The organism is Vibrio sp. FE10 (assembly GCF_030297155.1).
In the GTDB taxonomy this organism is placed as follows: domain Bacteria; phylum Pseudomonadota; class Gammaproteobacteria; order Enterobacterales; family Vibrionaceae; genus Vibrio; species Vibrio apostichopi.
The window spans coordinates 2,436,094-2,462,143 of sequence record NZ_AP028067.1 but is presented as its reverse complement, the minus strand read 5'-3'; the positions used below and the strand labels follow the sequence as shown (position 1 = coordinate 2,462,143).

Here is a 26,050-nt window from a genome sequence, read left to right as displayed (position 1 = left end):
AGTGAGATCTTTATCGTTTTGGGTTGTGGTAGCAAATTGCAGGGATTATCTAAGCCATTTACTTGGCCTGTGACAGTGTATTACGAAGACACCGATGCTGGTGGGGTGGTATATCATGCCAACTATCTTAAGTTCTTTGAGCGCGCTCGAACTGAGATGTTGCGCTCAATTGGCGTCTCTCAGCAAGTCTTGTTAGAACAAAATATCGGTTTCGTAGTCCGACATATGGACATTGATTTTATTCAAGGTGCGCGACTTGATGATTCTTTACAAGTCATTACAAATATTTACGAGTTGAAGCGAGCTACCTTGGTCTTCTGTCAAGAGATCGTAAATCCTGATGGCAAGGCATTGTGTAAAGCAATGGTTAAGGTAGCATGTATCGATAATCAAAAAATGAAACCCAAAGCAATGCCAACATTTATTCTCACGGAGCTAACGAATAGTGACTGCTGAAATCTCAATCTTAGGCCTAATATTAGAAGCTAGCTTACTAGTTAAGATGGTCATGCTGATTCTTATGGGCATGTCTGTTGTTTCTTGGGCAATGATCATAAAAAGAAGTAAAGTATTATCTCAAGCTTCTAAACAAACAGAAGTCTTTGAAGACAAATTTTGGTCTGGCGTTGATCTTGCTAAATTGTATCAAGAGAGCAATAAGCGCAAAGACGAGCTTTCTGGTACTGAAGAGATCTTCTACGCAGGTTTCACTGAATTTGCTCGCCTTCGTAAATCTAATGCCACTTCTCCAGACTTCATTATGGAAGGCACAGGTCGTGCAATGCGTGTTGCGGTTGCCCGTGAAGTGGATGAGCTAGAAACTAACTTACCTTTCTTAGCGACCGTCGGTTCTATCAGTCCTTATATCGGCCTGTTTGGTACTGTGTGGGGCATCATGCACTCATTCATCGCACTAGGCGAAGTGAAGCAAGCGACACTCGCAATGGTTGCGCCTGGTATTGCAGAAGCACTGATTGCAACAGCAATGGGTCTTTTCGCCGCGATTCCGGCAGTTATGGCTTACAACCGCTTCAGTAGCCGAGTAGGTAAACTCGAACATAACTACGCGACTTTCTCTGAAGAGTTTCACAGTATTCTTCACCGTCAAGCGATGGCTGGCAGGGAATAATCGATGGCTGGATACCAACCTAAAAAACGCAAAATGACGGCAGAGATTAACGTTGTACCTTACATCGACGTTATGCTGGTTTTGCTGATTATTTTTATGGTGACCTCGCCCTTCGTTACACAAGGTGTTGATGTTGAATTGCCAAAAGCTTCAACGGCTAAATCAGCTCAAGATTTACTGGGTGACGAGAATGCGAGCTTCATTATCGTTGAAGTGAACAAAGACGGTGAGCTTGGTTTGAGTGTTAACGATGAAGAGGTTCAAAGAGGCCTATCAATGGAAGACATTATTGTTCGGGTAAAAGCGGAATTGTCTCTGAATCCTAACTCTCCAGTGGCGGTCGGTGGTGATGCCGCAACGCCTTACGCTGAAGTTGTTTTATTACTTGATGAATTAAGCCGTGCAGGTGTGCCAAAGGTTGGCCTTTTAACGGATATAAGGGAATAGCTCCGTAGCATCCATGAAAGCGAATAATAAAAAATCCAATAATTTCAAAACGCCGCTTCTAATTTCAATCGGGCTGCATGTCATTCTATTCGTCGCTCTTATTTGGGGAGCTGACTTCACGATGTCAGAACCTAAGCCAACAGGGCAGATGGTTCAGGCGGTCGTGATTGACCCTCAATTAGTTCGTCAGCAAGCCCAACAGATTCGTCAACAAAGAGAAGCTGCGGGTAAGAAAGAACAAGAACGATTAGACAAGTTACGTCGTGAAAGCGAGCGACTTGAAAAGAATCGTAAAGCGGAAGAAGAAAACATCCGCAAGTTGAAAGAAAAACAAGCCAAAGAAGCGAAAGCGACGCGAGAAGCTGAAAAGCGTCGAGTTGAAAAAGAGCAACAACGTAAAGTTGAAGAGGCTCGTTTAAAGACAGAACAAAAGAAAGCAGCGAAAGCAGAAGCTGATCGCAAGCTAAAAGAAGCTGCTGTGGTTAAGGCGGAGAAAGAACGCAAAGCCAAAGAAGCGGCTGTTGCCAAAGCGGAACAAGAACGCGTGGCAAAAGAAAAAGCCGCGAAAGAGGCAGCAGACAAAGCTCGTAAAGAAAAAGAAGCCGCTGAACGTGCTGAGAAGCAGCGTATAGCGAAAGAGAAAGAAGCGGCAGCAGCAGCGGAGAAAGCCCGTAAAGCAAAAGAAGCTGCAGCAAGAGCTGAAAAAGAGCGCAAGCAACAAGAGGCGGCATTGAACGATATCTTTGCTGGGCTTGAAACTGAGTCTACTCAAAACTCTTCGGCTAAACAGCAATTTATTAGTGATGAAGCACAGCGTTACGGTGCGATTTATACTCAGCTTATTCAACAGAACTTATTGTTAGAAGACAGCTACAGAGGACGCTCATGTCGAGTGAACCTTAAGCTCATTCCAACGGGTTCGAATGCGATTCTGGGAAGCTTGAGTATTTTGGATGGAGACAGCCGTTTGTGTGCAGCAACCAAGCGTGCCGTGGCACAAGTGCAATCTTATCCATTGCCTAAAGACCCAGACATTGTGAAATCACTGAAAGACATCAACTTAACTGTATCACCAGAGTAAAAGGACGAACTTGTGTTAAAAAAACTATTACTGAGTTTTGTTTTCGTAATAGCGACAAGCAGCCAGTTTGCACATGCAGCGCTGGAGCTGGTTATTACAGACGGTATAAACTCTGCTAGACCTATCGCTATTGTACCTTTCCGCTGGGAAGGCGCAGAGCCATTGCCACACGATGTATCAGCGGTTATTGCTTCTGACTTACAGCGCAGTGGTAAATTCAGCCCAGTTGCAACAAGCAAAATGCCTCAAACGCCTTACAGCGAAACAGAGGTCGACTTTGATGCTTGGACTAACTTAGGCGTTGATTCATTGCTAACTGGCAGCATTACTAAAAATGCTGAAGGGCAATACGTAGTCAACTATCAGTTGATCGACATTGTTCGTGGTCAACTGACCAAAGGACAAAGCCGTGCGCTGAGTGATGAAGGCCAACTGGTACTTTCTAAAGATCACGTTTTGTTCAACAAGAAAGCGACGGTTCCGGGCAAACGCTTGAGAGAGTACGCGCACCGTATTTCTGATTTAGTGTATGAAGAACTGACTGGTGAGAAAGGCGCGTTTTTAACTCGTATTTCTTACGTGGTAGTGAACGACAAAGACAAATACCCATACCAACTTCGTGTTGCTGATTACGATGGTTTCAATGAGCGTTTAGTACTTCGTTCTAAGCAACCTCTTATGTCACCAGCATGGTCTCCAGACGGTAAGAAACTTGCTTATGTAAGCTTCCAAAATGGCCAAGCTGAAATATTCATTATGAATATTTACACCGGTGAACGTGAGAAGGTGACGTCATACCCTCGTCACAATGGCGCGCCAAGATTCTCTCCAGACGGTAAAACATTGGCATTGGTATTGTCGAAAACAGGCAGCCTTCAAGTGTACACACTTGACCTTGCTAGCCGTAAGCTGACTCAAATTACCCGCGGACGTTCTAATAATACTGAACCGTTCTGGCACCCAGATGGCAAGTCTCTTATTTTCACGTCGGATCGCGGTGGTAAACCTCAGATTTATAATGTAAATTTGTCCAATAATTCGACTTCTCGTATTACTTGGCAAGGTAGCCAAAACTTAGGTGGCCAGATTACTCCTGATGGTCGATTCCTTATCATGGTGAATCGTAGCAACTCAGGCTTTAACTTGGCTAAGCAAGATTTGGAAACCGGTGCAGTTCAGGTGCTAACAAAAACTCTGTTAGATGAATCTCCAAGCATTGCACCGAATGGAGGTATGGTTATCTATAGCTCTATCTACAACAAAACAAACGTATTATCGATGGTTTCTATCGATGGTCGTTTCAAAGCTAGATTACCGGCAACCAACGGACGCGTAAGAGCGCCTGCGTGGTCACCGTTCCTCTAGTTAAAGTGATACATTCTTTTAGCTATTGATAGTGTTAACTATTGTGGCAATTAACTATCTATAGCACTTAGTCGCTGTAGAAACTAAGTTTGATAACGTAAGGAAAAAAAGATGCAACTTAACAAAGTTCTTAAAGGCTTGATGATTGCACTACCAGTGATGGCAGTAACGGCATGTAGCTCAACTGATGAAGCAACATCTGCAACTTCAGGTACTGAAAGCAACCAAACAACTTCAGGTTCAGAAGGCAACGTAGACACAACTGTTGTAACGCCAATTGATGCTAACGCTCAACTGTCTGAGCAAGAGCTTAAAGAGCAAGCGCTACGCGAAACTCAAACAATCTACTTTGCATTCGATAACTCTACTATCGCTGGCGACTACGAAGAAATTCTAGCAGCTCACGCAGCTTACCTAAGCAATAACGTTGACATGAACGTTACTATCGAAGGTCACGCTGACGAACGCGGTACTCCTGAGTACAACATCGCACTTGGCGAGCGTCGTGCACAAGCTGTAGCAAAATATCTACAAGCTCTAGGTGTTCAAGCAGACCAAATCTCTATCGTAAGCTACGGTGAAGAGAAGCCACTTCTTCTAGGTCAATCTGAAGATGTGTACGCTAAAAACCGTCGTGCAGTACTAGTTTACTAATTTTAGTAGGCTATATAATTGAGGAATTGCCTCATGTTCAGTAACACAAAGCGAGTCATTTTGCTTTCGTTACTGGCAAGTGCAGCGAACATCGCGTTCGCTGCACCAGCTCCAGTATCCGATCTCAATAGCACCGCAACCAATTCATCATCTTCCTCTCGAGCAGCGTCTGCATCTAACGAATCAGATATTGAGCGTTTAGAACGCCTGCTTCAAAATCGCAACCTCGTTCAGCTTCAAATGCAACAGCAAATCGACGACATGGCACTGGAGATCAGTGAACTTCGTGGTGAGCTGGAACGAAACAGTTACGATATGAAGCAAATGCTAGAGCGCCAACGTGAACTGTTCATTGAACTGGATCGTGTAAGAGGCGAGGTGAAAGCAGCAGGAACAGCAACGGTAGCAGTGGCAGCGAGCGAAGGCTCCAATGATGCTTCTGGTACGTTCAGTACTGATGTCGATGAGCAAACCGCTTATCAAAATGCTGTAGATATGATTCTAAAGCAACGAGACTACACGGGTGCTATCGCAGCATTCCAAAAGTTTCAAAAAGACTTCCCAGATTCAACCTTCACACCTAACTCACATTACTGGTTAGGTCAGCTTTATTTCGCTAAGAAGCAAGATAAAGAAGCCGTGAAGAGCTTTGCCGCTGTTGTGTCGTACAAAGACTCAAACAAGCGAGCAGATGCGCTGGTTAAGCTTGGTGACATAGCTGCGCGCAATAATAACGCGACGCAAGCTAAGAAATATTACCAACAAGTCGTGACCGAGTACCCAAACAGTGCTTCGGCAAAAGTGGCTAAAACCCACTTATAAACAAATAGAGGTGCTCAGGTACCTCTTTTTTATATCTATTTACTTCCTCCATATTTACTTAGCCGCTTTGTGACGCCAATGCATCACCTTGTTTATGCGTTTTAAGTATTAGCTAGACATCGCTTGCAACCAATCCTTTTTGATCCTCATCGCTGTCCTGTGTAGAATACTCTAATCCTCGGAAGAAGTTGCGTAGAGCAAGAGCAATGAGTCATATACTAGATAAAATCGATACAGTTTACCCGTTTCCGCCGAAGCCAGTTCCATTGAGCGACGCTCAGAAACAGGCCCACATCGCGAACATCAAAAAACTACTTCAAGAAAAAGATGCAGTTCTAATTGCACACTACTACACGGATCCTGAAATTCAGGCTCTGGCTGAAGAAACTGGTGGTTTCGTTGGCGATTCTTTAGAAATGGCTAAGTTCGGTAACCGTCATTCAGCAAGCACTTTGATCATCGCTGGTGTTCGTTTCATGGGTGAGTCTGCGAAGATTCTTACGCCTGAAAAGCGCATTCTAATGCCAACGCTTGAAGCTGAATGTTCACTTGATCTTGGTTGTCCTGCTGACAAATTTACAGAATTTTGTGATGCTCACCCTGACCACACCGTGGTTGTATACGCGAACACCTCTGCCGCTGTTAAAGCTCGTGCAGACTGGGTGGTTACGTCGAGCATCGCTTTAGAAATCGTTGAAAGCCTAGACGCTGAAGGCAAACCTATTATTTGGGGCCCTGACCGTCACCTAGGTTCTTACATTGCAAATCAAACTGGCGCTGACATGTTGCTTTGGCAAGGTGAGTGTATCGTTCATGATGAATTCTCAGCGGATGCTTTGAAGAAAATGAAATCGGTCTACCCAGAAGCGGCTATTTTGGTTCACCCAGAATCACCAGCAAGTGTTGTTGAACTGGCTGATGCTGTAGGCTCAACAAGCCAACTGATCAAGAAAGCGAAAGAGCTGCCTCATCCACAGATGATTGTCGCGACTGACAAAGGTATCTTCTTCAAGATGCAACAATTGGTTCCTGAAAAAGAACTGATTGAAGCCCCAACAGCGGGTGCTGGTGCAACGTGTCGTAGCTGCGCACACTGTCCTTGGATGGCAATGAACGGCCTTGAAGCGATTGAAAACGCACTTGAGCATGGTGGTAAGCAACACGAAATTTTCGTTTCTGACGAACTACGTGTGAAGTCTCTTATTCCATTGAACCGCATGCTAGATTTTGCCGAACAGCTTAACCTACAGGTTAAAGGCAACGCTTAATTTCGTTGTCGTGATGATATAAGCAGTCCAGCTTAATCACAGTTCTGCTTTTATCATCAAGAGAGAAACCAGCCGAGTGCTGGTTTTTTTGTATCTGAATATTGGCTATCGATATCAATGTTGTTCTTATGTATCTTTTTCTGATGATATATCTTGTTGATATCGCGTATTTTTTCTAGCATGTAAATAAGATAGAAGGATTAGAGGCTCGAATGATAATCTGGTTACAACTCAAACGCTGGATCAAAGCGAATATCTTTGTTTTGAATGGCAAAAATTTACTATTCACCTTTCTAGGCTACATCTTTTTGTCGTGGTCGATGCTGTACGTCGCTGGTGAAACGGATTTAACCAACTCAATCACAACATTTGCCTATTATCTGGTCGTGACAGCGTCAACCGTTGGTTACGGAGACCTTTCACCGACAACGGATGCAGGTCGATGGATTGTCATCCTATTTGTCATTCCAGGTGGACTGAGCCTTTTCGCAGCTTTGCTCGGTAAGGTTGCAACCGAAGGTGTTGAATATTGGCGAGCAGGCTTGCTAGGAAAAAGGAGAGTTAGAGTGGACAACCATATTTTGATGCTTGGGTGGAATGAGCAAAGAACCATTCATCTCATTCGCATGTTGCAGCATGAAGAAACGGGCAAACGCCCAATCGTATTATGTACTCGTTCAGATATCGAAAACCCGTTACCTGGCGAAATCAATTTCGTCAAAGTGAATAGCTACACGGATGGCAAAGAGATGGAGAAAACGGGCATTGAGTCAGCCAGTTGTATTCTGATTGATAACCCAGAAGACGACATCACCTTATCTGCGGCGCTCTACTGTGCGAACCGAAACCCGAAGGCCCACCTTTTGGTTTACTTTAAAGATGAGGCATTGAGCGACCTGCTACACAAGCATTGTCCAAATTCAGAATGTATTCCTGCTGTGGGTGCGGAAATGCTGGCTAAAGCTGCTGTCGACCCTGGTTCTAGTGCGCTTCACCAAGAGCTATTGAGTTCCACAAGAGGCATGACACAGTATTCAACGTACTTCCCTGAAAACGCTGAGCCTGTCACCGTTGCGCCTATTTTCTCTGTGTTTAAAGAGAAGTATCAAGCAACGTTGATTGCGATTGATACGGGTAGCGGTATTGAACTTAACCCAGAACTCGATCAAGTTGTAAGCAGTGGGACTAAGTTGTTTTATATTGCCGATGAACGTATCGATCACTTTGATTGGAAAGGCTTTTAAGTTAACACCACTTATTCAGATCTAAAAAAGGCCTCATCGTGAGGCCTTTTTGCTATCGTTTGATCGAGCTAAGCAAATGAGCTTAATTCTTTTGCACTGCTTATCTAGCTTATTGAGCTTCTGCTAGTGCGATACCACGCTGCGTTAGACCGCAAAGCATCACTGGAACTGCGTTGAAGATCTCTTCGAATTGCTCTAGGCCTTCAATGCCTTGTTCTGCAAGCGTTGCAATTGACGTTTCTGGATCGTAAAGCATACTTAGAGAAAGTAATACACCACCGACAAGTGCGTTGTCTTCGTTCTCTTCAGGCATAAGTGTTTCCCAGTCATCACGGGCGATCTGCCAGCCTTGAAGTAAGCCTTCACAGAAATCACGGGCAGCAGTGTTCACCACTTCTGCATCATCCAATTGGCAAGCTTCAGGCCAAACCCAAGTACCTTCGATTAGCTCAGGACGTGTTTTATTCCAAAGCGTGATGATAACTTCAATGTAGCTTTCAAGTTGTTCACCGTCTGTAAATGGAGCAACTTCTTCGCCACCCCAAAGGAACGGTAGCCACTCATGCGGTGTTAACACATTAGGCGCCGCTGCCATTGCAGTGACAAATCCCATGGTTTTGTGTTCTGTGATTAGCTTTCCTTCCAACTCTGGAAGCGCAAGAATATCTTGTAAGGTCAAAGTGAGGTACCGTAAAAGGGAACATATTTGCGCTTATAGTACCAATGAACTTGTGCCAATCAAGCTTCAATCTAAAAAGGCTTGATGTCGTTGGTGATAAACACTAGGTTTAACAGAAAAGAAAACAACAAAAAAATTATGCAGATACGGTCATCTCTTAAGAAAAAAAGCATGGTAGCGCTTGGTTTATACCTTGCAATGTTTATTGCCATTGTCGGCAGTGTGACGTATTACGTCGTAGAATCCCCTGTGCGTGCCAAGTTACAACAAAACCTCGACTTGCGTACGGAGTTGTTATCCTCATTGATTACAGAGCCACTCAGCAGCTCTCAAGGCTTTGTTGATAGTTTAGTCGGCTTTGCTCAGGCGCATCGTAATGGCGAGGATGTCATCCCGCTGTTTAAGTCGATGCTGGCGGCGAGCGATGACACGATCGTCAGTGCGGGCATTTGGCCAGAACCTTACGTCTTAGATTCTAAGAAGCTGCTTAACAGCTATTTTTTCAACAAAGCTGACGATGGCACTATTGACCAGCTGTTTTCTTACAACAACCCTAAAAACGCTCCTTACCATGAAGAGTATTGGTACACGTCTGTTGTCGACGAGCCACAAGGAACCATCTCATGGAGTGATGTGTATATCGACCCATACACGCACGTTCGAATGATCACCGCTTCTTCCCCTTATTATTACGACGGAACCTTTGCCGGGATTGCGACGGTGGATCTCTCTCTTGAAGAGTTATTGGGTTTCATTAAAAACCACGCAGAAGAGTACAACCTCGGCATTACGCTGAGAGATAAACTCAACCAAGTCTTGGTCTCTCATAACTTCAATCTCGTTGAAGGGATCTACATCAGTAGCAGCCAATTTGGCGAGTTCGGTTGGCAAGTCGATGTGGTTAACTCAAAGTCACGTGTGGCAGATGAAGTCTTTCGTCAGGTGATGAGTATCGAGGGCGGTATTGTGCCGCTATTACTGCTGTGTGTAATGGCCGGTTATTACTTGTTGAATCGCTATTTGATTAGCCCGATAACAACCATTGCCGCTAAGGTCGATGGCTCTAAGGCGGGTGAGATCATCGATGTGGATTACTCCAGTGATGATGAAATCGGCCACTTGATTAAAACCTTCAACGAAAAGACCATTTACCTCGAAGCAGAAAAGGTCAAAGCTCAGGCATCAACCAATGCTAAAACTGCTTTCCTCGCGACCTTGTCACATGAAATTCGTACGCCTATGAATGGGGTATTGGGCACCGCTCAGATCCTGCTCAAAACGCCTCTAAATCCTGAACAAGAGAAGCATCTTAAGAGCTTGTACGATTCGGGCGATCATATGATGACTTTGCTCAATGAAATATTGGATTACTCAAAGATCGAGCAGGGCAGGTTAGATCTCGATGAGACTCGATTCCCGCTTGATTCGATCATCGGCAGTATTAACAGCGTCTACTACACATTGTCATCCGAGAAAGGACTTCAATTTAAAGTGTATTCGGAGGTGCCTTCTGGCCGTTGGTACTTCTCGGACAAGGCTCGCCTGCGCCAAATCTTGTTTAATCTACTGAACAACGCTGTGAAGTTCACTTCCAGAGGTTTTGTTGAGGTGTACCTGAAAGAAATTGTAGAAGGGAGCGACACCTACCTCAGTATTCGAGTTCGCGATACTGGCATTGGTATCTCAAAAGAAGCCCAAAAGCGTATCTTTAAGCCTTTTGAACAAGCCGAGTCGTCGACCACAAGACGCTTTGGCGGTACTGGTCTTGGCTTGGCGATTGTAAAGAAGATTGCTCAGCTCATGGATGGCAGTATTACCGTTACCAGTGAAGAGGGCATAGGAACGAGCTTCGATGTTCGACTGAAGATACAACCTTGTCAGCCTGGCGAGATCGAGAGCTTGCCACATAAGAAGTTGGATTACTCTGGCTTGAAAGTGTTGATTGTAGAAGATAACCGAACCAATACCGTCATCATCGAAACCTTTATGAGCAGTAAAGGGTTCACGTGTAAAAGTGTAGAAAATGGTGAGCTGGCCATACAAGCCGTCGTTGCTGAGCACTTTGATTTGGTGTTGATGGATAACCATATGCCAGTGATGGATGGTGTGGAATCAACAACCGCGATTCGCGCTCTAATTGGCGATGTTTCATCTGTCTTGATATTTGGTTGTACTGCTGATGTCTTCAAAGAGACTCGTGAACGTATGCTCGGCGCCGGTGTGGATTACATTATTGCAAAACCAATCGATGAGCGAGAGCTTGATGACGCCTTATTCCGTTATTCAAACAAGCTTTACCAGTTCCACGAGGAAGAGGGCGATAATGAACAAAGTGACAGTGCTAATCGCGACAACAACCATGATCAAGCTATTCATGAAAGAGAAAGTCATGGAATAGCAAAACATGGAATAGAGAAACACGAATTAAACTGGCATAACGGAAATGCTCCCAATGCACATCCTCATGGGGAAAAAAGCCAAAGCCGTTCGCTGCCTAAACCTGATCTGCGAAACAAAGACAATACAGAAGAACTCCTGGTCACGCTCTACGTGGCGCTCGAAGACAATAATCTAGAGTTGATTCAATTTGCATTAGAGAGCCTGCGTGTTCACGTTAAGCCTATGAACAATGCTGAACTGACCTATCAAGTTGATAAGGCACTAGAACAGGTTTCTTTGGGAGAGCCCCCTTCTCAAGATGTCATCAATATCATTACTGTAAATCTACCTATGGCCTAGATGTTGTTTAATTACAGAAAGTAAATGACGAATTGTCTATTATTTGACCTTGGTGTGATTTTTTGGTGGAAGTGACTGCTTTTTAAATGGTTTTTGGTTGTTAATTTACAACTTGATTTTTAATTTGGAATGTATGACTGCTAATATTATGATTTAATAGCGACATTATCTGGTAGGGTGTAAATACACCTTGTTTATATGTTACTAATTCACTCAATAGGCAGTGATATATTTTAGGTTTAGCATCAATGAAGTCTCGTGGTCCATTTTGTATTCGTAACGCAGCGGCGGATACATTTGCTATGGTAGTTTTCTGTTTTATCTCTGGCATGATCGTAGAAGTGTTTATTTCAGGTATGACGTTTGAGCAATCTCTTGCTTCTCGAACGTTATCTATTCCAGTAAACATTGCTATCGCTTGGCCTTATGGTGTTTTTCGTGATTGGTTCTTGCGTAATGGTGCAAAGCTTTCACAAAGTTCGTTGATGAAGAATATATCTGACCTTTTAGCTTACGTGTTGTTCCAGTCGCCTGTGTATGCCGGTATTTTATTGGCGGTTGGTGCTTCAAGCGACCAGATCGTTACCGCTGTAACCAGTAACGCTGTGATCTCATGTGGTATGGGCGTGTTGTACGGTTATTTCTTAGATATGTGCCGTAAATGGTTTAGAGTTCCGGGCTACTATCAACAAGCTTAAGAAAAGCAACAAGCGTAAGTACAACAATAGAATGAAAGTTGGTTTGTTTTTGATCTAATGAGTTAATTTGTAATCGAACAAGCCGAAAAAGGCACTTTTTTTGAGAATGCCCCTTGACCAAAGCAAGCAGAATCAATAAAGTAGCGCCTCGTTGAGTGACAAGCTCAACACACAATTTGTGGAAGGATGGCTGAGTGGCTTAAGGCGCTCGCCTGGAAAGCGAGTATACGTTTATAGCGTATCTGGGGTTCAAATCCCCATCCTTCCACCACTATTCAAAACCCTAGCAGAAATGCTGGGGTTTTCTCGTTTTAGAGCCCCTATATTTCACGTCATCCACATACATCCCGAGTATGAGTTTCTTAAATCATTTCTTGATAGTCATTTCCTCTATTTATACTGACTCAAATTGATCCATATTAGCTGTTTTTGTCACCGATAAACGCTTGATTTTTTGGTCTGGATCTTGATGATTAAGGGTAAGCAACATTATGAATAACCTTACCACTAGGAATCTATTACCCCATGACAGAAACCCTCGTTTCTCCAATGCTCTCCTTTACTATCGCGATCTCTTTACTGTTTATCGGTAAAGGTCTGATCGAGCGATCTGAAGTATTAAGGAAGTACTCACTGCCAGAGCCGGTTATTGGCGGCTTCGTTTGTGCTGCAACCGTAGCAGCGCTTTATTATCTGTTTGAAATCCAAATCACCTTTAGCCTAGATGTCAGAGATTTTTTGCTTCTCTATTTTTTTGCTGGCATCGGACTCCAAGCGGATATTAAAACGCTGATCAAGGGTGGGCGACCGCTGTTCATTCTGTTGTTTCTTGCTGCTGTCTTTATCGTGTTACAAAACGTGGCCGGGATGGCGGTAGCTTCGAGCTTTGGAATGGACCCTAAAGCGGGCTTGTTGTCGGGCTCTGTGAGCTTAATCGGCGGTGTAGGTACCACATTAGCGTGGGCACCAATGTTCGTGGAAGAATTTGGCATTTCGAACGCGCTAGAGCTCGGTGTGGCGTCAAACACGGTTGGCTTAATTGCGGCATGTGTGATTGGTGGTCCAATTGCAAACTACCTACTTAATAAACACAAGATCAGCCCGTCTAATGAAGAAGATGTGACGGTTGGTGCGTACCAAGAAAGCGAAACACGCACTGAATTGAGTCATTACGGCGTGTTGTGGGCATGGCTGATTTTAAACCTCACTCTGATGCTTGGTTACAGCCTGAGTGAAGTTATTGATTCGATGGGCTTAAAACTTCCGTTATTCGTAAGCTGTTTAATCGCCGGTATCTTGATCGGAAATATTGGTCGAGCACTGTTTAAGAAGCGCCGCACGCAAGAGAAAATAGCTCAAGGCCGCAAAGGCTTAGCGATGATCTCTGACATCTGTTTGGGTATGTTCTTAACGATGGCATTGATGGGGTTACGCATCTGGGATCTTGACGGGCTGTTTGGTTATATTTCCGTTGTAATGAGTATCCAGATTTTGCTTTCGCTGCTGTTTACCATCTTTGTCGTTTACTATTTGATGGGAAGAAACTACGACTCGGTAGTGATATGTTCAGGTTTCGGGGGTATCACTTTGGGTTCGACTGCCACAGCGATAGTTAACATGACCGCCGTGACGCATCGTTATGGCGCAAGCCCACAAGCATTCATTGTGGTGCCATTGGTGTGTGGCTTCTTTGTCGATTTGATTAACGCACTGGTGATTAGCTTTTTTGTTGGGATGTAACCTTGTCGGCTATTTCCTATACGTAGATTTCAAAGCCTAGCGGTGATGCTAGGCTTTGTTGTGTTTAAGCATTGGCTTCGTTATCTTCCACTAAGTTTACATTGAGTTCCGAAGGCAGCTGACTGTTATTGGTGTATATACGATCAAACTGCTCCAGCGATGCCACTTTTAGAGCAGCAAAGCGTCCCCATTTACTGGCATCTGCAACAAGCCAACTTTCACGGCTGTTTTGGATAATAGATTTGGATAGGTCGGCTTCAACCTGCTCATGTTCCATGGCGAAATGGCTGTCTGTTACTGAGCCACAACCACAAATACCAATGTCGGCTTCAAAATCGGAAAAGAAGTGGACTACGCTACTTCCCACCATGTCTTGATGTTCTCTTCGAAATAAACCGCCCGCTAAGTACACTTCAATCTGCTCGTTTGCTTCGAGGATTCGAGCGACTTGCAGGTTATTGGTGATCACTCGTAATGCTGGCTTCGCCAATAAGTACTGCGCGATACGAGTGACAGTTGTGCCAATGCCCATCATTACCGTTGAACCTTCAGGAATTGCGTCTGCAACGGCCATGGCAATACTGTCTTTTGTTTCAGACTCAACGCCAGCACGGAATCGGTAGCTAGTATTAGTGAGCGTAGTGGGTAAGCTCACGCCTCCGTGTACTCTTCGCGCAAGGCCTTGTTCACACAAGTGGTTTACGTCACGACGAATGGTTTGAGTGGTGACAGAAAATAACTCGGCTAAGTGGTCGATCTGTATGTCTTGGTTAGCCTTAAGCGTTGCGAGTATTTCTTTCTGACGATGGTTCAGTTCCATAGAAGCTCACTAAAATTGGTTTGGTACGTCGGTGATGATGTTATCGACACCAAGGTTGAAATATTTAGCCGCCAATTGAGGATCGTTCAGTGTCCATATTTTAAGAACTGCGCCAGAAGCTTTGATCGCTTTCGCCGTTTTCTCGTCAAGAATTCGGTGGTCAATATGAATGCTGTAAAGGTCGAGTGATTTAAGTGACTCTAGGCTGAAATCATTCCAACCCTCGCAGATAAAGCCTCTTTTAACTTCTGGTATCATCTGTTGGCAAAGGCTTAGTGCCTCTTTTTTGAAGCTTGAGATAAGTAGCTTTTCAATAGGGAACTGTTTTTGTTCAATCAGCGCAGCAACTTTCTCAACTAAAGGTTGGATAACCTTATCATCGTAAATCTTGATCTCAAGGTTCAAGGTCACATCGAGCTCTAGGCACTTGTCGAGCGCTTCACTCAACGTCGGGATCGTTGTTCCCGCGAACTCGCTACCAAACCAACTGCCAGCATCTAACGCCTTGAGTGCGGATAAATCTAGGTCTGCGATATTGCCCGTTCCGTTAGTGCAACGATTTACCGTTTTATCATGAAAAACCATTGGGGTGCCATCAGCGCTTAACTGGGTATCAATTTCAACCCATTTAGCGCCAGCTTTCGCTGCTTTTTCAATACTGACTAACGTATTTTCTGGTGCTAAAGAAGCGGCACCGCGGTGGCCTGTAATCATAATGTATTCTCGATGTTCATTTGAAAATTTAGGGGACATTAGCTTTATTTTATTACAGATTTATTATCGATAGGCTATATCAACCCATTTTAACTGAGAACTGGTTAAAAGAAGTCGGTTATAGTTTATACAATAGTGAGACCTTATCCTCAATGTGTTCAAGTGGCTAAGATAAATGTTCATATGAATGTAATAATTCACTTACATACTCTACGAAAACTTAATAACACCCTCTATATTTAGAAAAGATAGCCACGATAAGGTGATTAAAAAATGAAAAAGCTATTAGGTACAGTAATTATGGCGGCAACGTTACTTGTTGGTTGTGGTGAAGCTGACAAGGCCGGAACGGACGCTAAAGACGAGCCGATTAATATCAACATGAGCCTTGTGTTCACTCAAAACGAGCTGTTAACCCAAGAACTCATTAAAGCGACCGATAAAATACGCGAAAGAACCGAAGGTTCGGTAAATATAAAAGTTTTTCCTGGTGGTCAATTACCGGTTTATAAAGACAACTTGGAGCAAGTCGTTAACGGCGCGAACTGGATTGCCGTTGAGGATTTAACCTACCTGGGCGATTACGTACCAGACTTCGCTGCACTGGCCGGCCCAATGTTGTACAACACGTATGATGAATATTTAGCGATGATGGATACAGAATTTGTCGCGGGCTTGAAGGCTAAAGCTGAAGAGAAAGGCATTAAAGTACTGAATGCAGACTACATGTTTGGGTTCCGTCACATGATCACTAATAAAGAAATAGTGAACTCTGAAGACATGAAAGGGATGCGTATTCGTGTTCCACAAAGTCAGTTGTTTATCAGCACGCTTTCAGCAATGGGCGCGGCTCCAGCTTCTCTGCCATTCCCAGAAACCTACGCAGGTGTTCAACAAGGTGTTGTTGACGGCCTTGAAGGTTCGATTTTGACGATGTACTCAACCAAAATCTATGAAGTAGCGAAGAATATGTCTTTGACTAAACACTTCCTAGGCACGGTTGGTATCTACATTTCACCGACTCTTTGGGACAAGTTTACGCCGGAGCAACAGCAAATCATCAATGAAGAGCTAGAAGCGGGCGCAGAATCTAACACTGCAGAGCTGGTTAAGCTTGATGTTGAATACACGCAGAAACTTGAAGAGCTAGGCGTTACGTTTAATGAAGTTAACTCGGATGAGTTCAATGAGTTGACAGCTGACGTGTACAACCAATTCCCAACATGGAGTGAAGGTATACACGCAACGATCATGAAAGAGTTGGAAACGATTCGAGCTGCACAGTAATTCTGCGAATGTAGATTAATTCGTTAATGAAGACGGCCTGATTTCCTTCAGGTCGTTTTATTCCTGAAGTAACCGACGTGATGTTGGGTATTTCATTGGAGAAGTCTTTTGTTTTTATTGAAAAATATTGAAGAAATCCTCGCCTCTATTGCTATTTCGATTACCGTTTTAGTGGTCATTATTAACGTTGTTTTGCGTTATGGGTTTGGATTTGTTGTCCCTTGGAGCGAAGAACTCTCGGTTATTTGCTTCATATGGGCTGTCTATTTAGGCATTAGTTCTTGCTATAAACACAAACTACACATGGGTGTTGATGTGGTGGTCGCCATGCTGCCAGAAAAAGCAAAAATCCCATTTAGGTTATGTGTTTCCTTCTTCCTACTGGCTCTGAACATCTTGATGGCTGTTCTGAGTTATCAATACCTGATGTTATCCAACAAGGTAACGCCAGTGATGGGCATGTCATATTTTGCTATCAATGGTGTGCTGTTACTTTGTTTTTCATTGATGGCAATCCATACGGTTCGATTCATCGTCAGCGATATCGCTTCTTTAAAGCGCTCTTTTAAGTAGGTACGATTAATGGAAAGCTATCTTCCAATCCTTATTCTTTTTGTTCTGTTTCTATTGAATATACCCATTGCGTTTTCATTGATCGCATCGGCAATGGTGTATTTTCTCTTTATTAATGACTCGATTCCCGTCAGCTTGGTAATGCAGCGCTTTATTAGCTCAACAGAGTCATTTCCATTGTTGGCTATTCCCTTTTTTATCATGGTTGGTTCGGTGATGAATTATGCGGGGATCAGTAAAAGCTTGTTGGCGTTTGCAGACTCAATGATTGGTCATAAAACGGGTGGCCTGGCGCAGGTTAATGTGGCGCTGAGTACGTTAATGGGCGGTATTTCAGGCTCTGCGAATGCGGATGCTGCAATGCAATCGAAGATTCTTGCACCTGAAATGACCAAGCGTGGCTATGATCTGCCATTCACGGCGGCTGTAACAGCGGCATCATCAAGTATCAGCCCAGTTATTCCTCCGGGTATTAACTTAATCATCTTTGCCCTGCTAGCGAATGTCTCCGTTCATCAGATGTTTATTGCTGGCTATGTACCTGCATTTTTGATGGCGTTGTCGCTGATGGTGACTATTGCTTTCATCGCTCGCAAGCGTCGTTACAAGCCTTCTCGTTCTGAGCCTGCGTCTGCCAAAGAGCGTTTTCATTACTTTCTAAAAGCGATTCCCGCTTTGCTGATTCCCTTTGGCATTATTTTGGGTATGCGTTTTGGTCTGTTTACGCCTACCGAAGCGGGTGCTATTGCCGTATTGCTTTGCGCGATTATTGGGGTTTTTGTTTATCGTCAGCTCGGCTTACGACATATCCCGCTTATCATGCGCGAAACGGTGCAAGGTACGAGTAGTGTGATGTTTATTATTATCGGAGCGATGGTCTTCGGTTACTACATGACGCTTGAGCAGATCCCACACAATGTTGCGTCTGCTTTGATCGAGCTTACCGACAACAAGTTAGTCTTGCTGTTGTTGATTAACGTCTTGCTGTTAGTGGTCGGTATGTTCATCGAAGGCGGGGCCGCGATGATCATACTCACGCCATTACTGCTGCCTGCTGTGCTTAACCTAGGCGTTAACCCAGTTCACTTCGGCATTATCGTAATCGTCAATATTATGATTGGTGGTGTGACGCCACCGTTCGGTTCGATGATGTTTACTGTATGTTCCATCTTGAAGGTTCGTATGGTCGACTTTGTAAAAGAAGTAGTGCCTTTGCTACTCGCTTTATTGTCGGTGTTGATGTTGCTGACTTTCTCTGAAAGTTTAGTGATGTTTTTACCGAATTTACTTTAACACTAATAAGTTAGTTTATATTTGAGGGTGTAGAAATGAATTCGGTAACGAATGATTTAGACCAAAATTGGAAAAGCATTGATTGGGTACTGACGGATGTCGACGATACCTTAACTTGGCAAGGACAGTTGCCACCAGAAACATTGGTGGCCTTGAAAGCGCTAAGAGATGCGGGAAAAAAGGTTGTGGCTGTAACGGGTGCCTGCGCTGGTTGGTGTGATCATATTGCGCAACTATGGCCTGTGGATGCGGTTCTCGGTGAGAATGGTGCGTTTATTATGGAAAAGAAAAATGGTTATCTGACATTGCGTTCTGATATCCCTTTGCCAGAAATTAGTGCCAATCAGAGTCAACTTAAAGAACAAGTATTAGCTATTTTGAGCGATTACCCAGAGCTGTCTTTAACGTTGGATCAGTCTTATCGCTTGTGTGAGGTTGCGATTGATATTGGCCAGAACCGTCCTCGAGTCGACGATGCCATTATTGAAGAAATCGTTTCTAAAATTCACGCGTTAGGCGCACATGCCACAGCAAGCTCTATTCACATTAATGCTTGGTATGGTGAGCACTCGAAAAGAGCTACTTCAACGGCATTCTTGAAAGAGAAAGGGTTGTCTGATCAAGAGATACTCCAACATGCCTGTTATGTTGGCGATTCTATGAATGATCAGTTTATGTTTGAAGCCCTACCTTTCAGTGTTGGTGTAGCGAACATTGAGCACTATTGGACGAAGTTATCGCATCATCCGGTTGTTGTTATGAAGAAGCCCGGCGGATATGGTTTCGCTGAGTTCACAGATAAATTATTGGCGTTGAAATAGTCGTTATTCATATTTAGTCAGCAATCAGCAGAACAAAGGCGATAACGAAAGTTGTCGCCTTTGTCTTATTTGGAACAGACAAAACATACTGAATAGCTGAGTAACCATAGTCTTGAAGTGACTCGGTGCACAAGTTGATGAGCGCAAACCCTATCTCATCAAATTGGAATATAGGTTAATGCCGAATTTATGAGACGCTTGTTATTCGTGTAATTTGAATCACAAGGAAGTTGAATGCATCACTTTAATATCCGCGCGCTGGAATACCTAAATGCTTTATCGAAATACGGGTCGTTACGTAAAGCGTCGAAGATGTTGAATGTTGATCCTGCAGCTGTGAGTCGCATGCTGTCCCAACTTGAAGATCAGGTTGAGATGAAGGTGTGGGAGCGCAATAACCGTCAGTCCTATTTAACGGAAGCGGGAAACGAGTTGTTGAATCACTATCGCACCATTATAAGAGGTGAGGCTGCAGTATTAACTCAATTGACCAAGCTTAAAAATCTGACCGGTGGTAGTGTCAGTATTGCGATAGGTGAAGGGTTTATCACTAATCTAGTGTCTGAGCCGATGCAGACCTTTATGACCCGTTATCCAGACATCAACTTGTCGATAGAAATAGCCGGTGCTCTTGATGCCGTTAAGATGCTTGAAGATCAGCAGATCGATTTTGCCATTACTTACGCAGCAGCACCGCATCCAAAACTACGAACGCATGTGGAACGCAGTCACCCATTAGAACTTATCGCTCCAAAAGGGCACTTTCTAACAATGAAAGCGACACCTGTGACGCTGCAAGAAATCAAAGATGTGTCGCTGGCTTTAATAGACACTTCGACTGGCATGGGACGACTAGTGAAACACGCCGAGCAAATGTCGCATTTTAATCTCCAACCTAAATTACAAACCAACTCGGTTACTGCACTGACTAATTTTGTCGTCGCGGGGCTTGGCGTCACTTTTATGCCTAAGCTGACGGTTCTTGAAGAGATAGAATCAGGCCGAATAGAAGTCGTGCCAACGGAAATCGAGGTATTATCTAAAGCGACCGTTAAGGTGCAATCTTTGAAAGGGAGAGAGCTAAGTATTCAGGCTGAAACCTTCCTTGATTTCTTAATAGAGAACACGTCTTTTTTACGTAGCGACGCCCACGCTATCGTTTTGTAATCCCAAGTATTTCTTTGAATCATGATGTGATGACTTTTTATCAACGCTAACTGTATTGTTAAGTCAATGCCCGCCCAATAAAGTGTCCGAAAGTTACAAGAATGTTGCGTGACATAAAAGGCGGATGCAATGGAAGTTATCGTTATTGGCAGTGGTGTTATTGGGTTGACCAGCGCATGGTATTTGGCGAAAGAGGGTCACTCGGTGACGGTTATCGATCGTCAAGATAGCAGTGGTAAGGAAACCAGTTTTGCGAATGCTGGCCAAATCTCTTACGGCTACTCCTCTCCATGGGCTGCCCCCGGAATCCCTTTAAAAGCGATGAAGTGGCTCACCCAAGAGCATGCGCCATTAAAAGTGAAACCGTCACTTTCCCCTGAATTGGTTTCTTGGGCTACTAAGATGCTCGCCAATTGCAATGAAGCCAAATACGCACAGAATAAATCTCGTATGCTGAGAGTGGCAAATTACAGTCGTGATTGTCTGACCCACCTGAGAACCAGTGAGGAACTGGCTTATGAGGGCAGGCAGAAAGGGACGCTGCAAGTGTTTCGAAGCGAGAAGCAACTGGGCGCTGTTCAGCAGGACATGAAGCTGCTTAAAGAGAGTGGAATCGAGCACTCGTTATTTGGTGTTGAGCAGTGTCTGTCGGTGGAACCGGGTTTAGCTGACGTTAAAGACAAGCTGGTGGGTGGCCTGTATTTACCACACGATGAAACCGGTGATTGTTATCAGTTCTGTTTAACCTTGACTGAAAAAGCCAAACAGCTCGGTGTTAGGTTCGTGTTTGATACTGAAGTGGTCAAGCTCAATCATCAGAATCAAACCATTGAGAGTATCACCACAACCCAAGGTGAATTCAAAGCAGACGCTTATGTGGTAGCTTCGGGCAGTTATTCTCGTGATCTGCTGAAGCAAGTCGACCTGTCTATTCCTGTCTATCCAGTCAAAGGGTATTCGTTGACATTGCCTATCGTGAATGCTGATAAATCACCGACCTCCACCGTAATGGATGAAACCTATAAGGTGGCGATGACTCGTTTCGATGATCGAATTCGTATTGCAGGGACGGCAGAGCTTGCTGGTTTTGATTACCTCATTCCTGAAAAACGTAAAGCCACGATTGATATGGTGATAAAAGATCTTTTCCCACAAGCAGGGGATTTTTCTAAGGCAGAGTATTGGACAGGACTAAGACCAATGACGCCAGATGGCACGCCTATTATCGGCAAGACGCCCATCAAGAATCTGTTTACTAATACGGGACACGGAACCTTGGGCTGGACGATGGCGTGCGGCTCAGGAAAGATCTTGGCAAGTGTGGTCAGCGGTTCGGCTAGTGATATCAAAACCGATGACTTGAGTATTCAACGCTACTTGTAGTTCATCAAAATACTTGGTCGTACGAATTAGCCCATGTTTACCATTAAGCATGGGCTAATTTGGTTTGAGTGTTGCTGCTTATCGGGTGGTGTTTTCTAACACATGAGTAAAGCGATCCCAGGATTTTTGGTCGGCTTCATTTTGGTAATTATTGGAGCCAAACACGGTAAACGCATGTGGAGCGCCACTGTAGGTGATCATTTCATGTGGAACCTTGGTCGTTTCAAGTTCAGCGGCGAGGTTGCCAAAATCTAGCATTGAAATCATCGAATCTGCTGTGCCATGGAACACGACGACAGGCGCTTTGGTCTGAGAGTAGTCTTGGCCTTTCGGTGTTGATAAACCACCATGGAAAGTGACATAAGCTTTCGAAGGGATGCCCGCACGCGCGGCTTCTAAAACAGCAGCGCCGCCAAAACAATAGCCCATCATCACGTTGTTATCTAAGTTACCGCCAAGTCGTTTGGCTTCCATTGCTCCTGCATTAAGTAGCGCGCGCATTTTTTCTCTGTCTTTATAGAGTTCGCCCGTGTGTTGCTTTTTATCTTTCACTTCGGTCGGGCGAATGCCTTTACCAAATAGGTCGATGGCGAACACGTTGTAACCCAGTTCGTTGAGCATCTCAGAACGTTTCTTTTCGTAATCGGTTAAGCCGTCCCAATCATGTACTAACAACACCAAAGGCGCTTGATCACTGGCTTCACTCCAATAACCTTCGTAGTCCATACCGTCGACTTGATAAGTGACGTTTTCTCCCGAAATTGCAGAGAAGGGCAGTAAAACTGAAAACAAGCCTAGCGTAGTGAGTATTCGCATGCATTATTCTTTTCGATGACAGTGACGTTCCAATCGAAAGTATAGATAACGCGATGATTCTCGCCAGATTTCCGTCTCTAATTTGAAATGTAAGAGTAGGGAGGGAAAATGAAGGTGAAATACGTTAAACAACCATCATTTATGAAGTGTGATGGCTGTTTGGCGTTGTTTTGAGAACACGAAAATTTAAATCGCTTGAGTTAGAAGTAAGAAGAACAATTACCAGGAAGCGTTGGTCGTGCTGCTGAACATATCTGGATATTTACGCTGATAGCGTGGCAACATCGATTCGTTGCCTAAGATGCCACCTTGATGGATATAGATAATGGTTTTGGTTGGGTTGTCTTCTTGCCACTGTTCCAAGCATTGCCACATCAATGGATCATAAAGCAGATCGAACTCAATGTCGGTTTGCTCTTGTAAATCCAACCAAGTCTGATAATCCTGCTGATACAACTTACCAAAGTGATGCTTAGCTTTGAGCGGTAATATCTGTGGGTGATCGGATTCACCAAGCTCATTAAATTGTTGTGTTAGGTAATCAACGCCGCCGACACAAGCGCAGGTTAATACAGGGATGTTGTGCAACTTTAAATGCTTATGAAGATACAGCGCTGTGCTACCTGTACCAGCGGGCAGTGCAACCACAAAATCGTGTTGGTTTTCGAAGCGCGTCCAACTCAGTATCTCCATCGCCAGTTGTTTAACACCATACTCAGAAAGCTGAGAGCGGCCGCCTTCTGGCAAAACAATACAGTGGGAGTCTGGTTGTCTTACTTGCTCAATATACTCTTGTGGATGAAGTTCCGAGCCCATCTCTTTAGTTGAAATAACCTTAGCCCCAAGGTCAATCGCACCACGGTAATTACCGATAGGCCGTTCTTGTAGCCATTGAGGAAGGTGGTCGACGTAAAACTCTAGCGTCCAGCCTTTAATCTTTGCGAGTGCAGAGAGTGAGAACAGAGAGTTAGCCTGAGCAGAACCATAGCTGATCAAGGTGGTGGTTTCTGGGTGCTCGTCTTCCAACAGCTTCATGAATTTTCGGGCTTTGTTGCCGCAAAAGTGGGAGTGAAGCTGGTCGTCACGCTTTAAGAAAAAGGTGTGGTCGTTGTATTGATGTTGAGTTACAGGGCTATTATTTAGTTTCATCGCACTTAGACAAAATGCTGACTAAGAGCCAGCATTTTTAAATCAAATAGGACCAATGAGTATCTAGTAGCTAGCGAGCGCTGTAAACCAACTAAATCAAGTTTTCGGTGGATATTGAGCTTAGTACTACGAGTTTGTCTGCTTTGATATGGACAGGGATAAATCGGTTTGAAAGGCGATTTTCGCGGTGCACCCACCACAGCTGCGATTGAATAATTCAAAGTCCCAATGGAAGCGCTGACACAAGTCATCGACAATCAACAAGCCTAGCCCATGACCATTTGGATTGTATTGTTCCTGAAGGCCTTCGCCTTGGTCCTCAATCACAAGATTGTCTTGGGAGAGGGTGATGGTTACTGTGCCACTATTGGTTGCTGCAATCGCATTTCTCAACAAGTTGCCGACCAGCATGTTCATGATCGCGCTGGTGGCTTGAATGGTGGGTTCTGATTGAACTTGTAAGGTTATCTCGACTTCCTTCTCGTCTGCTTGTAACGAGTTTTTCGAAACGATTGTCTCTAGCTCTTGCTGACTAAATAAGCGAAGCGGTGCATCGTCACTGTTTCTTTCATAACGAACGAGGCCAAGTAGGGCATCGACCATTTCAGACATCTGAACAATGGCGTCATCGATACGCTCAACCTGGCGAGATTGAAATTCAGTTGTTTCACTGCGAAGGAGTAGCTTATTCGCTCCGCGAGCAACAGTCAGCGGTGTTCTCAGTTCATGGCTTGAATAGCGTGCAAAGGCTTGTTCTCGCTTGAGTAGGGAATTGATTTCTCGACGATATTGATTGAGTTGATCGGTCAGTTGGCGAAATTCCACCGCCGCATCGTCACTCACACCAAACTCTTCGTTGAGATTGAGCTTATTGGATTCCAGTTGTTCAGACAGGGAATTGAACGGCTCAATCAACCGCTTTGATAATCGATAAAGCAGAGCACCAAAGCTAAAAATCAGAATTGAAAGGAGGGTCAGTACAAAGGTGGTCGCATACACTAATTCGTAAATATCAAACTCGACACGATCTATCTCGGAAAGCAGGATTATCGGATGGGTTTCACCTTCATCAGAATACTCACCGACATACACCATGCGTGAGTCTGGTTCTTCTCCGACCTCACCAACAAAGCTCTCTTTGCCTTCAATGTACTTCAAGTATTCGGGAGGTAAGAATGAAATATCGTTGTAGGCAATGGTCAGGTCATCAATTCTTAACTCGCCACTCTCACCGGCTTGGAATAAGCCAACCGCATAGTTGCGGTCGATCAGGATACGCCTTTCACCAACTCGATCTTCTGACAAGTACAGTGCGGCGACAAAAACAACATAGACGAATGCAGATACAATCACGGCCATTAACCCAAAGAAAACCGCTAAGCGGCCAGTTAGAGTTTTAGTGCTTGTCAGAACGTTTAAGATCAATTCGATGACTCCAAACGGAATCCTACTTTAGGCACAGTAATCAGCATTTGGGTGTCGAAAGGCTTGTCCAGTTGATTACGTAATTGATAGATGTGACTGCGTAATACATCGTTATTGGGCTCGTCTTCTTCCCAGAGCTTGTATGAGATATCTTCGCGAGTCACTACTTCAGGTGCGTTTTGGCAAAGCATCTCAAGTATGGTGTAAGTGGTTGGGTTTAGCGCAAGAAGCTTATCTTGTCGGTAAGCTTTACGGGTTTTTTGGTCGATGGTGAGTTCACCGAACTGAAGCTTAGAAGAGGCCACTTTTCCACGGTAACGACGAACCAGCGCGTTCATTCTCGCTTCTAGAATATCCAAATCGAAAGGCTTGGTGAGGTAATCATCGGCACCATGTTCAAAGCCTTTTAGCATATCTTCGCGGCTATCTAAGGCGGTCAACATCAAGATGGGTGTCGCGTTGCCTTGGTCTCGCAGTTTATTACAAACCGTGAGGCCGTCCATTCTTGGCAACATCAGATCCAATATGATGATATCAAATGAGTTTTCCAACGCGAGTTGTAGGCCAAGTTCACCGTTGTCCGCGTAATCGAGTTCCATGCCAATACACTCAAAATAATCAAACAAGACACCTGCAATTTCACGGTTATCTTCGACTAATAGAACTCGTTTCATTTTGATTCTCATACAGAAATAGACAGTAACATTATCCTGAGTGAGCGTGAAAAATATGTCAA

25 protein-coding genes and 1 tRNA gene are annotated in these 26,050 nt (G+C 44.2%); 19 read left to right on the top strand and 7 right to left on the bottom strand.

Annotated features, from left to right (window positions below):
* Positions 1–18 precede the first annotated feature (18 nt).
* The 9 genes from ybgC to QUF19_RS10920 all read left to right on the top strand — a co-directional run bounded on the left by ybgC (position 19) and on the right by QUF19_RS10920 (position 8,010).
* Entirely contained in the window at positions 19–456 is a 438-nt protein-coding gene (ybgC, locus tag QUF19_RS10960; protein ID WP_017105747.1) for a tol-pal system-associated acyl-CoA thioesterase, read from the top strand.
* Positions 446–1,129: a protein TolQ gene (tolQ, locus tag QUF19_RS10955; RefSeq protein WP_017111033.1), complete on the top strand. Its 684-nt coding sequence runs from the start codon at positions 446–448 to the stop codon at positions 1,127–1,129. The genes ybgC and tolQ overlap by 11 nt, the downstream gene beginning before the upstream one ends.
* A gap of 3 nt (positions 1,130–1,132) precedes the next feature.
* Positions 1,133–1,576 (top strand): protein TolR, encoded by a 444-nt coding sequence (tolR, locus tag QUF19_RS10950; RefSeq protein ID WP_192889009.1) that lies wholly within the window; start codon positions 1,133–1,135, stop codon positions 1,574–1,576.
* A gap of 13 nt (positions 1,577–1,589) precedes the next feature.
* Entirely contained in the window at positions 1,590–2,657 is a 1,068-nt protein-coding gene (gene tolA, locus QUF19_RS10945; protein ID WP_286293262.1) for a cell envelope integrity protein TolA, read from the top strand.
* A gap of 12 nt (positions 2,658–2,669) precedes the next feature.
* Positions 2,670–4,022 carry a Tol-Pal system beta propeller repeat protein TolB gene (tolB, locus tag QUF19_RS10940; protein ID WP_286293260.1) on the top strand — a complete coding sequence of 451 codons (1,353 nt, stop codon included), beginning with the start codon at positions 2,670–2,672 and terminating at the stop codon, positions 4,020–4,022.
* A gap of 111 nt (positions 4,023–4,133) precedes the next feature.
* Positions 4,134–4,676 carry a peptidoglycan-associated lipoprotein Pal gene (pal, locus tag QUF19_RS10935; protein ID WP_004736484.1) on the top strand — a complete coding sequence of 181 codons (543 nt, stop codon included), beginning with the start codon at positions 4,134–4,136 and terminating at the stop codon, positions 4,674–4,676.
* Between the two features lie 33 nt (positions 4,677–4,709).
* The gene (gene ybgF / locus QUF19_RS10930; protein WP_286293258.1) at positions 4,710–5,498 is read left to right on the top strand and encodes a tol-pal system protein YbgF; all 789 of its coding nucleotides are present in this window, start codon (positions 4,710–4,712) and stop codon (positions 5,496–5,498) included.
* 206 nt (positions 5,499–5,704) lie between these two features.
* Positions 5,705–6,766 (top strand): quinolinate synthase NadA, encoded by a 1,062-nt coding sequence (gene nadA, locus QUF19_RS10925; RefSeq protein ID WP_017105740.1) that lies wholly within the window; start codon positions 5,705–5,707, stop codon positions 6,764–6,766.
* Between the two features lie 212 nt (positions 6,767–6,978).
* The gene (locus tag QUF19_RS10920; RefSeq protein ID WP_286293253.1) at positions 6,979–8,010 is read left to right on the top strand and encodes a potassium channel family protein; all 1,032 of its coding nucleotides are present in this window, start codon (positions 6,979–6,981) and stop codon (positions 8,008–8,010) included.
* A 109-nt stretch (positions 8,011–8,119) separates the two neighbouring features.
* On the opposite strand, the gene QUF19_RS10915 is transcribed toward QUF19_RS10920, so the two are convergent.
* Entirely contained in the window at positions 8,120–8,689 is a 570-nt protein-coding gene (locus tag QUF19_RS10915; RefSeq protein ID WP_286293251.1) for a UPF0149 family protein, read from the bottom strand.
* A 138-nt stretch (positions 8,690–8,827) separates the two neighbouring features.
* Between QUF19_RS10915 and QUF19_RS10910 the strand changes: the two genes are divergently transcribed.
* The 4 genes from QUF19_RS10910 to gltS all read left to right on the top strand — a co-directional run bounded on the left by QUF19_RS10910 (position 8,828) and on the right by gltS (position 13,866).
* Entirely contained in the window at positions 8,828–11,428 is a 2,601-nt protein-coding gene (locus QUF19_RS10910; RefSeq protein ID WP_434784909.1) for a hybrid sensor histidine kinase/response regulator, read from the top strand.
* Positions 11,429–11,676: 248 nt separating this feature from the next.
* The gene (locus QUF19_RS10905) at positions 11,677–12,126 is read left to right on the top strand and encodes an L-alanine exporter AlaE (protein ID WP_017105736.1); all 450 of its coding nucleotides are present in this window, start codon (positions 11,677–11,679) and stop codon (positions 12,124–12,126) included.
* Positions 12,127–12,306: 180 nt separating this feature from the next.
* Positions 12,307–12,397: transfer RNA gene (locus QUF19_RS10900), tRNA-Ser, on the top strand.
* Positions 12,398–12,651: 254 nt separating this feature from the next.
* Positions 12,652–13,866 (top strand): sodium/glutamate symporter, encoded by a 1,215-nt coding sequence (gene gltS / locus QUF19_RS10895; RefSeq protein ID WP_286293241.1) that lies wholly within the window; start codon positions 12,652–12,654, stop codon positions 13,864–13,866.
* A gap of 64 nt (positions 13,867–13,930) precedes the next feature.
* Here gltS and QUF19_RS10890 read toward each other — a convergent pair whose 3' ends face one another.
* The gene (locus QUF19_RS10890) at positions 13,931–14,686 is read right to left on the bottom strand and encodes a DeoR/GlpR family DNA-binding transcription regulator (RefSeq protein ID WP_286293239.1); all 756 of its coding nucleotides are present in this window, start codon (positions 14,684–14,686) and stop codon (positions 13,931–13,933) included.
* Between the two features lie 9 nt (positions 14,687–14,695).
* Positions 14,696–15,400, bottom strand: a complete 705-nt coding sequence (locus tag QUF19_RS10885) for a glycerophosphodiester phosphodiesterase family protein (RefSeq protein WP_286293238.1) — start codon at positions 15,398–15,400, stop codon at positions 14,696–14,698.
* Between the two features lie 273 nt (positions 15,401–15,673).
* Between QUF19_RS10885 and QUF19_RS10880 the strand changes: the two genes are divergently transcribed.
* From QUF19_RS10880 to QUF19_RS10855, 6 genes are all read left to right on the top strand, one after another.
* Complete coding sequence (locus QUF19_RS10880; RefSeq protein WP_265973771.1) at positions 15,674–16,687, top strand: C4-dicarboxylate TRAP transporter substrate-binding protein; 1,014 nt, start codon at positions 15,674–15,676, stop codon at positions 16,685–16,687.
* A gap of 108 nt (positions 16,688–16,795) precedes the next feature.
* Positions 16,796–17,260, top strand: a complete 465-nt coding sequence (locus QUF19_RS10875) for a TRAP transporter small permease (RefSeq protein WP_102434792.1) — start codon at positions 16,796–16,798, stop codon at positions 17,258–17,260.
* Positions 17,261–17,269: 9 nt separating this feature from the next.
* Positions 17,270–18,553: a TRAP transporter large permease gene (locus QUF19_RS10870; RefSeq protein WP_286293230.1), complete on the top strand. Its 1,284-nt coding sequence runs from the start codon at positions 17,270–17,272 to the stop codon at positions 18,551–18,553.
* Between the two features lie 35 nt (positions 18,554–18,588).
* On the top strand, positions 18,589–19,374 hold the full coding sequence (locus tag QUF19_RS10865; RefSeq protein WP_286293227.1) for an HAD family hydrolase: 786 nt from the start codon (positions 18,589–18,591) through the stop codon (positions 19,372–19,374).
* A 234-nt stretch (positions 19,375–19,608) separates the two neighbouring features.
* Positions 19,609–20,541 (top strand): LysR family transcriptional regulator, encoded by a 933-nt coding sequence (locus tag QUF19_RS10860; protein WP_286293225.1) that lies wholly within the window; start codon positions 19,609–19,611, stop codon positions 20,539–20,541.
* Positions 20,542–20,670: 129 nt separating this feature from the next.
* Positions 20,671–21,924: a D-amino acid dehydrogenase gene (locus tag QUF19_RS10855; RefSeq protein WP_286293223.1), complete on the top strand. Its 1,254-nt coding sequence runs from the start codon at positions 20,671–20,673 to the stop codon at positions 21,922–21,924.
* Positions 21,925–22,002: 78 nt separating this feature from the next.
* Here QUF19_RS10855 and QUF19_RS10850 read toward each other — a convergent pair whose 3' ends face one another.
* The 4 genes from QUF19_RS10850 to QUF19_RS10835 form a co-directional block, all read right to left on the bottom strand.
* Positions 22,003–22,740: a dienelactone hydrolase family protein gene (locus tag QUF19_RS10850; RefSeq protein ID WP_286293221.1), complete on the bottom strand. Its 738-nt coding sequence runs from the start codon at positions 22,738–22,740 to the stop codon at positions 22,003–22,005.
* A gap of 219 nt (positions 22,741–22,959) precedes the next feature.
* Complete coding sequence (locus QUF19_RS10845; protein WP_286293219.1) at positions 22,960–23,889, bottom strand: 1-aminocyclopropane-1-carboxylate deaminase/D-cysteine desulfhydrase; 930 nt, start codon at positions 23,887–23,889, stop codon at positions 22,960–22,962.
* A gap of 126 nt (positions 23,890–24,015) precedes the next feature.
* Positions 24,016–25,314, bottom strand: a complete 1,299-nt coding sequence (locus tag QUF19_RS10840; RefSeq protein WP_286293217.1) for a sensor histidine kinase — start codon at positions 25,312–25,314, stop codon at positions 24,016–24,018.
* Positions 25,311–25,988: a response regulator transcription factor gene (locus tag QUF19_RS10835; RefSeq protein ID WP_286293214.1), complete on the bottom strand. Its 678-nt coding sequence runs from the start codon at positions 25,986–25,988 to the stop codon at positions 25,311–25,313. The genes QUF19_RS10840 and QUF19_RS10835 overlap by 4 nt, the downstream gene beginning before the upstream one ends.
* Positions 25,989–26,050: the final 62 nt, after the last annotated feature.

Bases quoted from the DNA above. Each gene is read 5' to 3' on its own strand.
- QUF19_RS10870 (WP_286293230.1), top strand. From the start codon at position 17,270: ATGGAAAGCTATCTTCCAATCCTTATTCTTTTTGTTCTGTTTCTATTG.
- QUF19_RS10850 (WP_286293221.1), bottom strand. From the start codon at position 22,740: ATGCGAATACTCACTACGCTAGGCTTGTTTTCAGTTTTACTGCCCTTC.
- QUF19_RS10835 (WP_286293214.1), bottom strand. From the start codon at position 25,988: ATGAAACGAGTTCTATTAGTCGAAGATAACCGTGAAATTGCAGGTGTC.
- gltS (WP_286293241.1), top strand. From the start codon at position 12,652: ATGACAGAAACCCTCGTTTCTCCAATGCTCTCCTTTACTATCGCGATC.
- QUF19_RS10865 (WP_286293227.1), top strand. From the start codon at position 18,589: ATGAATTCGGTAACGAATGATTTAGACCAAAATTGGAAAAGCATTGAT.
- ybgF (WP_286293258.1), top strand. From the start codon at position 4,710: ATGTTCAGTAACACAAAGCGAGTCATTTTGCTTTCGTTACTGGCAAGT.
- tolA (WP_286293262.1), top strand. From the start codon at position 1,590: ATGAAAGCGAATAATAAAAAATCCAATAATTTCAAAACGCCGCTTCTA.
- QUF19_RS10880 (WP_265973771.1), top strand. From the start codon at position 15,674: ATGAAAAAGCTATTAGGTACAGTAATTATGGCGGCAACGTTACTTGTT.
- QUF19_RS10905 (WP_017105736.1), top strand. From the start codon at position 11,677: ATGAAGTCTCGTGGTCCATTTTGTATTCGTAACGCAGCGGCGGATACA.
- QUF19_RS10845 (WP_286293219.1), bottom strand. From the start codon at position 23,889: ATGAAACTAAATAATAGCCCTGTAACTCAACATCAATACAACGACCAC.
- pal (WP_004736484.1), top strand. From the start codon at position 4,134: ATGCAACTTAACAAAGTTCTTAAAGGCTTGATGATTGCACTACCAGTG.
- QUF19_RS10910 (WP_434784909.1), top strand. From the start codon at position 8,828: ATGCAGATACGGTCATCTCTTAAGAAAAAAAGCATGGTAGCGCTTGGT.
- QUF19_RS10920 (WP_286293253.1), top strand. From the start codon at position 6,979: ATGATAATCTGGTTACAACTCAAACGCTGGATCAAAGCGAATATCTTT.
- QUF19_RS10885 (WP_286293238.1), bottom strand. From the start codon at position 15,400: ATGATTACAGGCCACCGCGGTGCCGCTTCTTTAGCACCAGAAAATACG.
- tolR (WP_192889009.1), top strand. From the start codon at position 1,133: ATGGCTGGATACCAACCTAAAAAACGCAAAATGACGGCAGAGATTAAC.
- QUF19_RS10855 (WP_286293223.1), top strand. From the start codon at position 20,671: ATGGAAGTTATCGTTATTGGCAGTGGTGTTATTGGGTTGACCAGCGCA.
- QUF19_RS10890 (WP_286293239.1), bottom strand. From the start codon at position 14,686: ATGGAACTGAACCATCGTCAGAAAGAAATACTCGCAACGCTTAAGGCT.
- QUF19_RS10860 (WP_286293225.1), top strand. From the start codon at position 19,609: ATGCATCACTTTAATATCCGCGCGCTGGAATACCTAAATGCTTTATCG.
- nadA (WP_017105740.1), top strand. From the start codon at position 5,705: ATGAGTCATATACTAGATAAAATCGATACAGTTTACCCGTTTCCGCCG.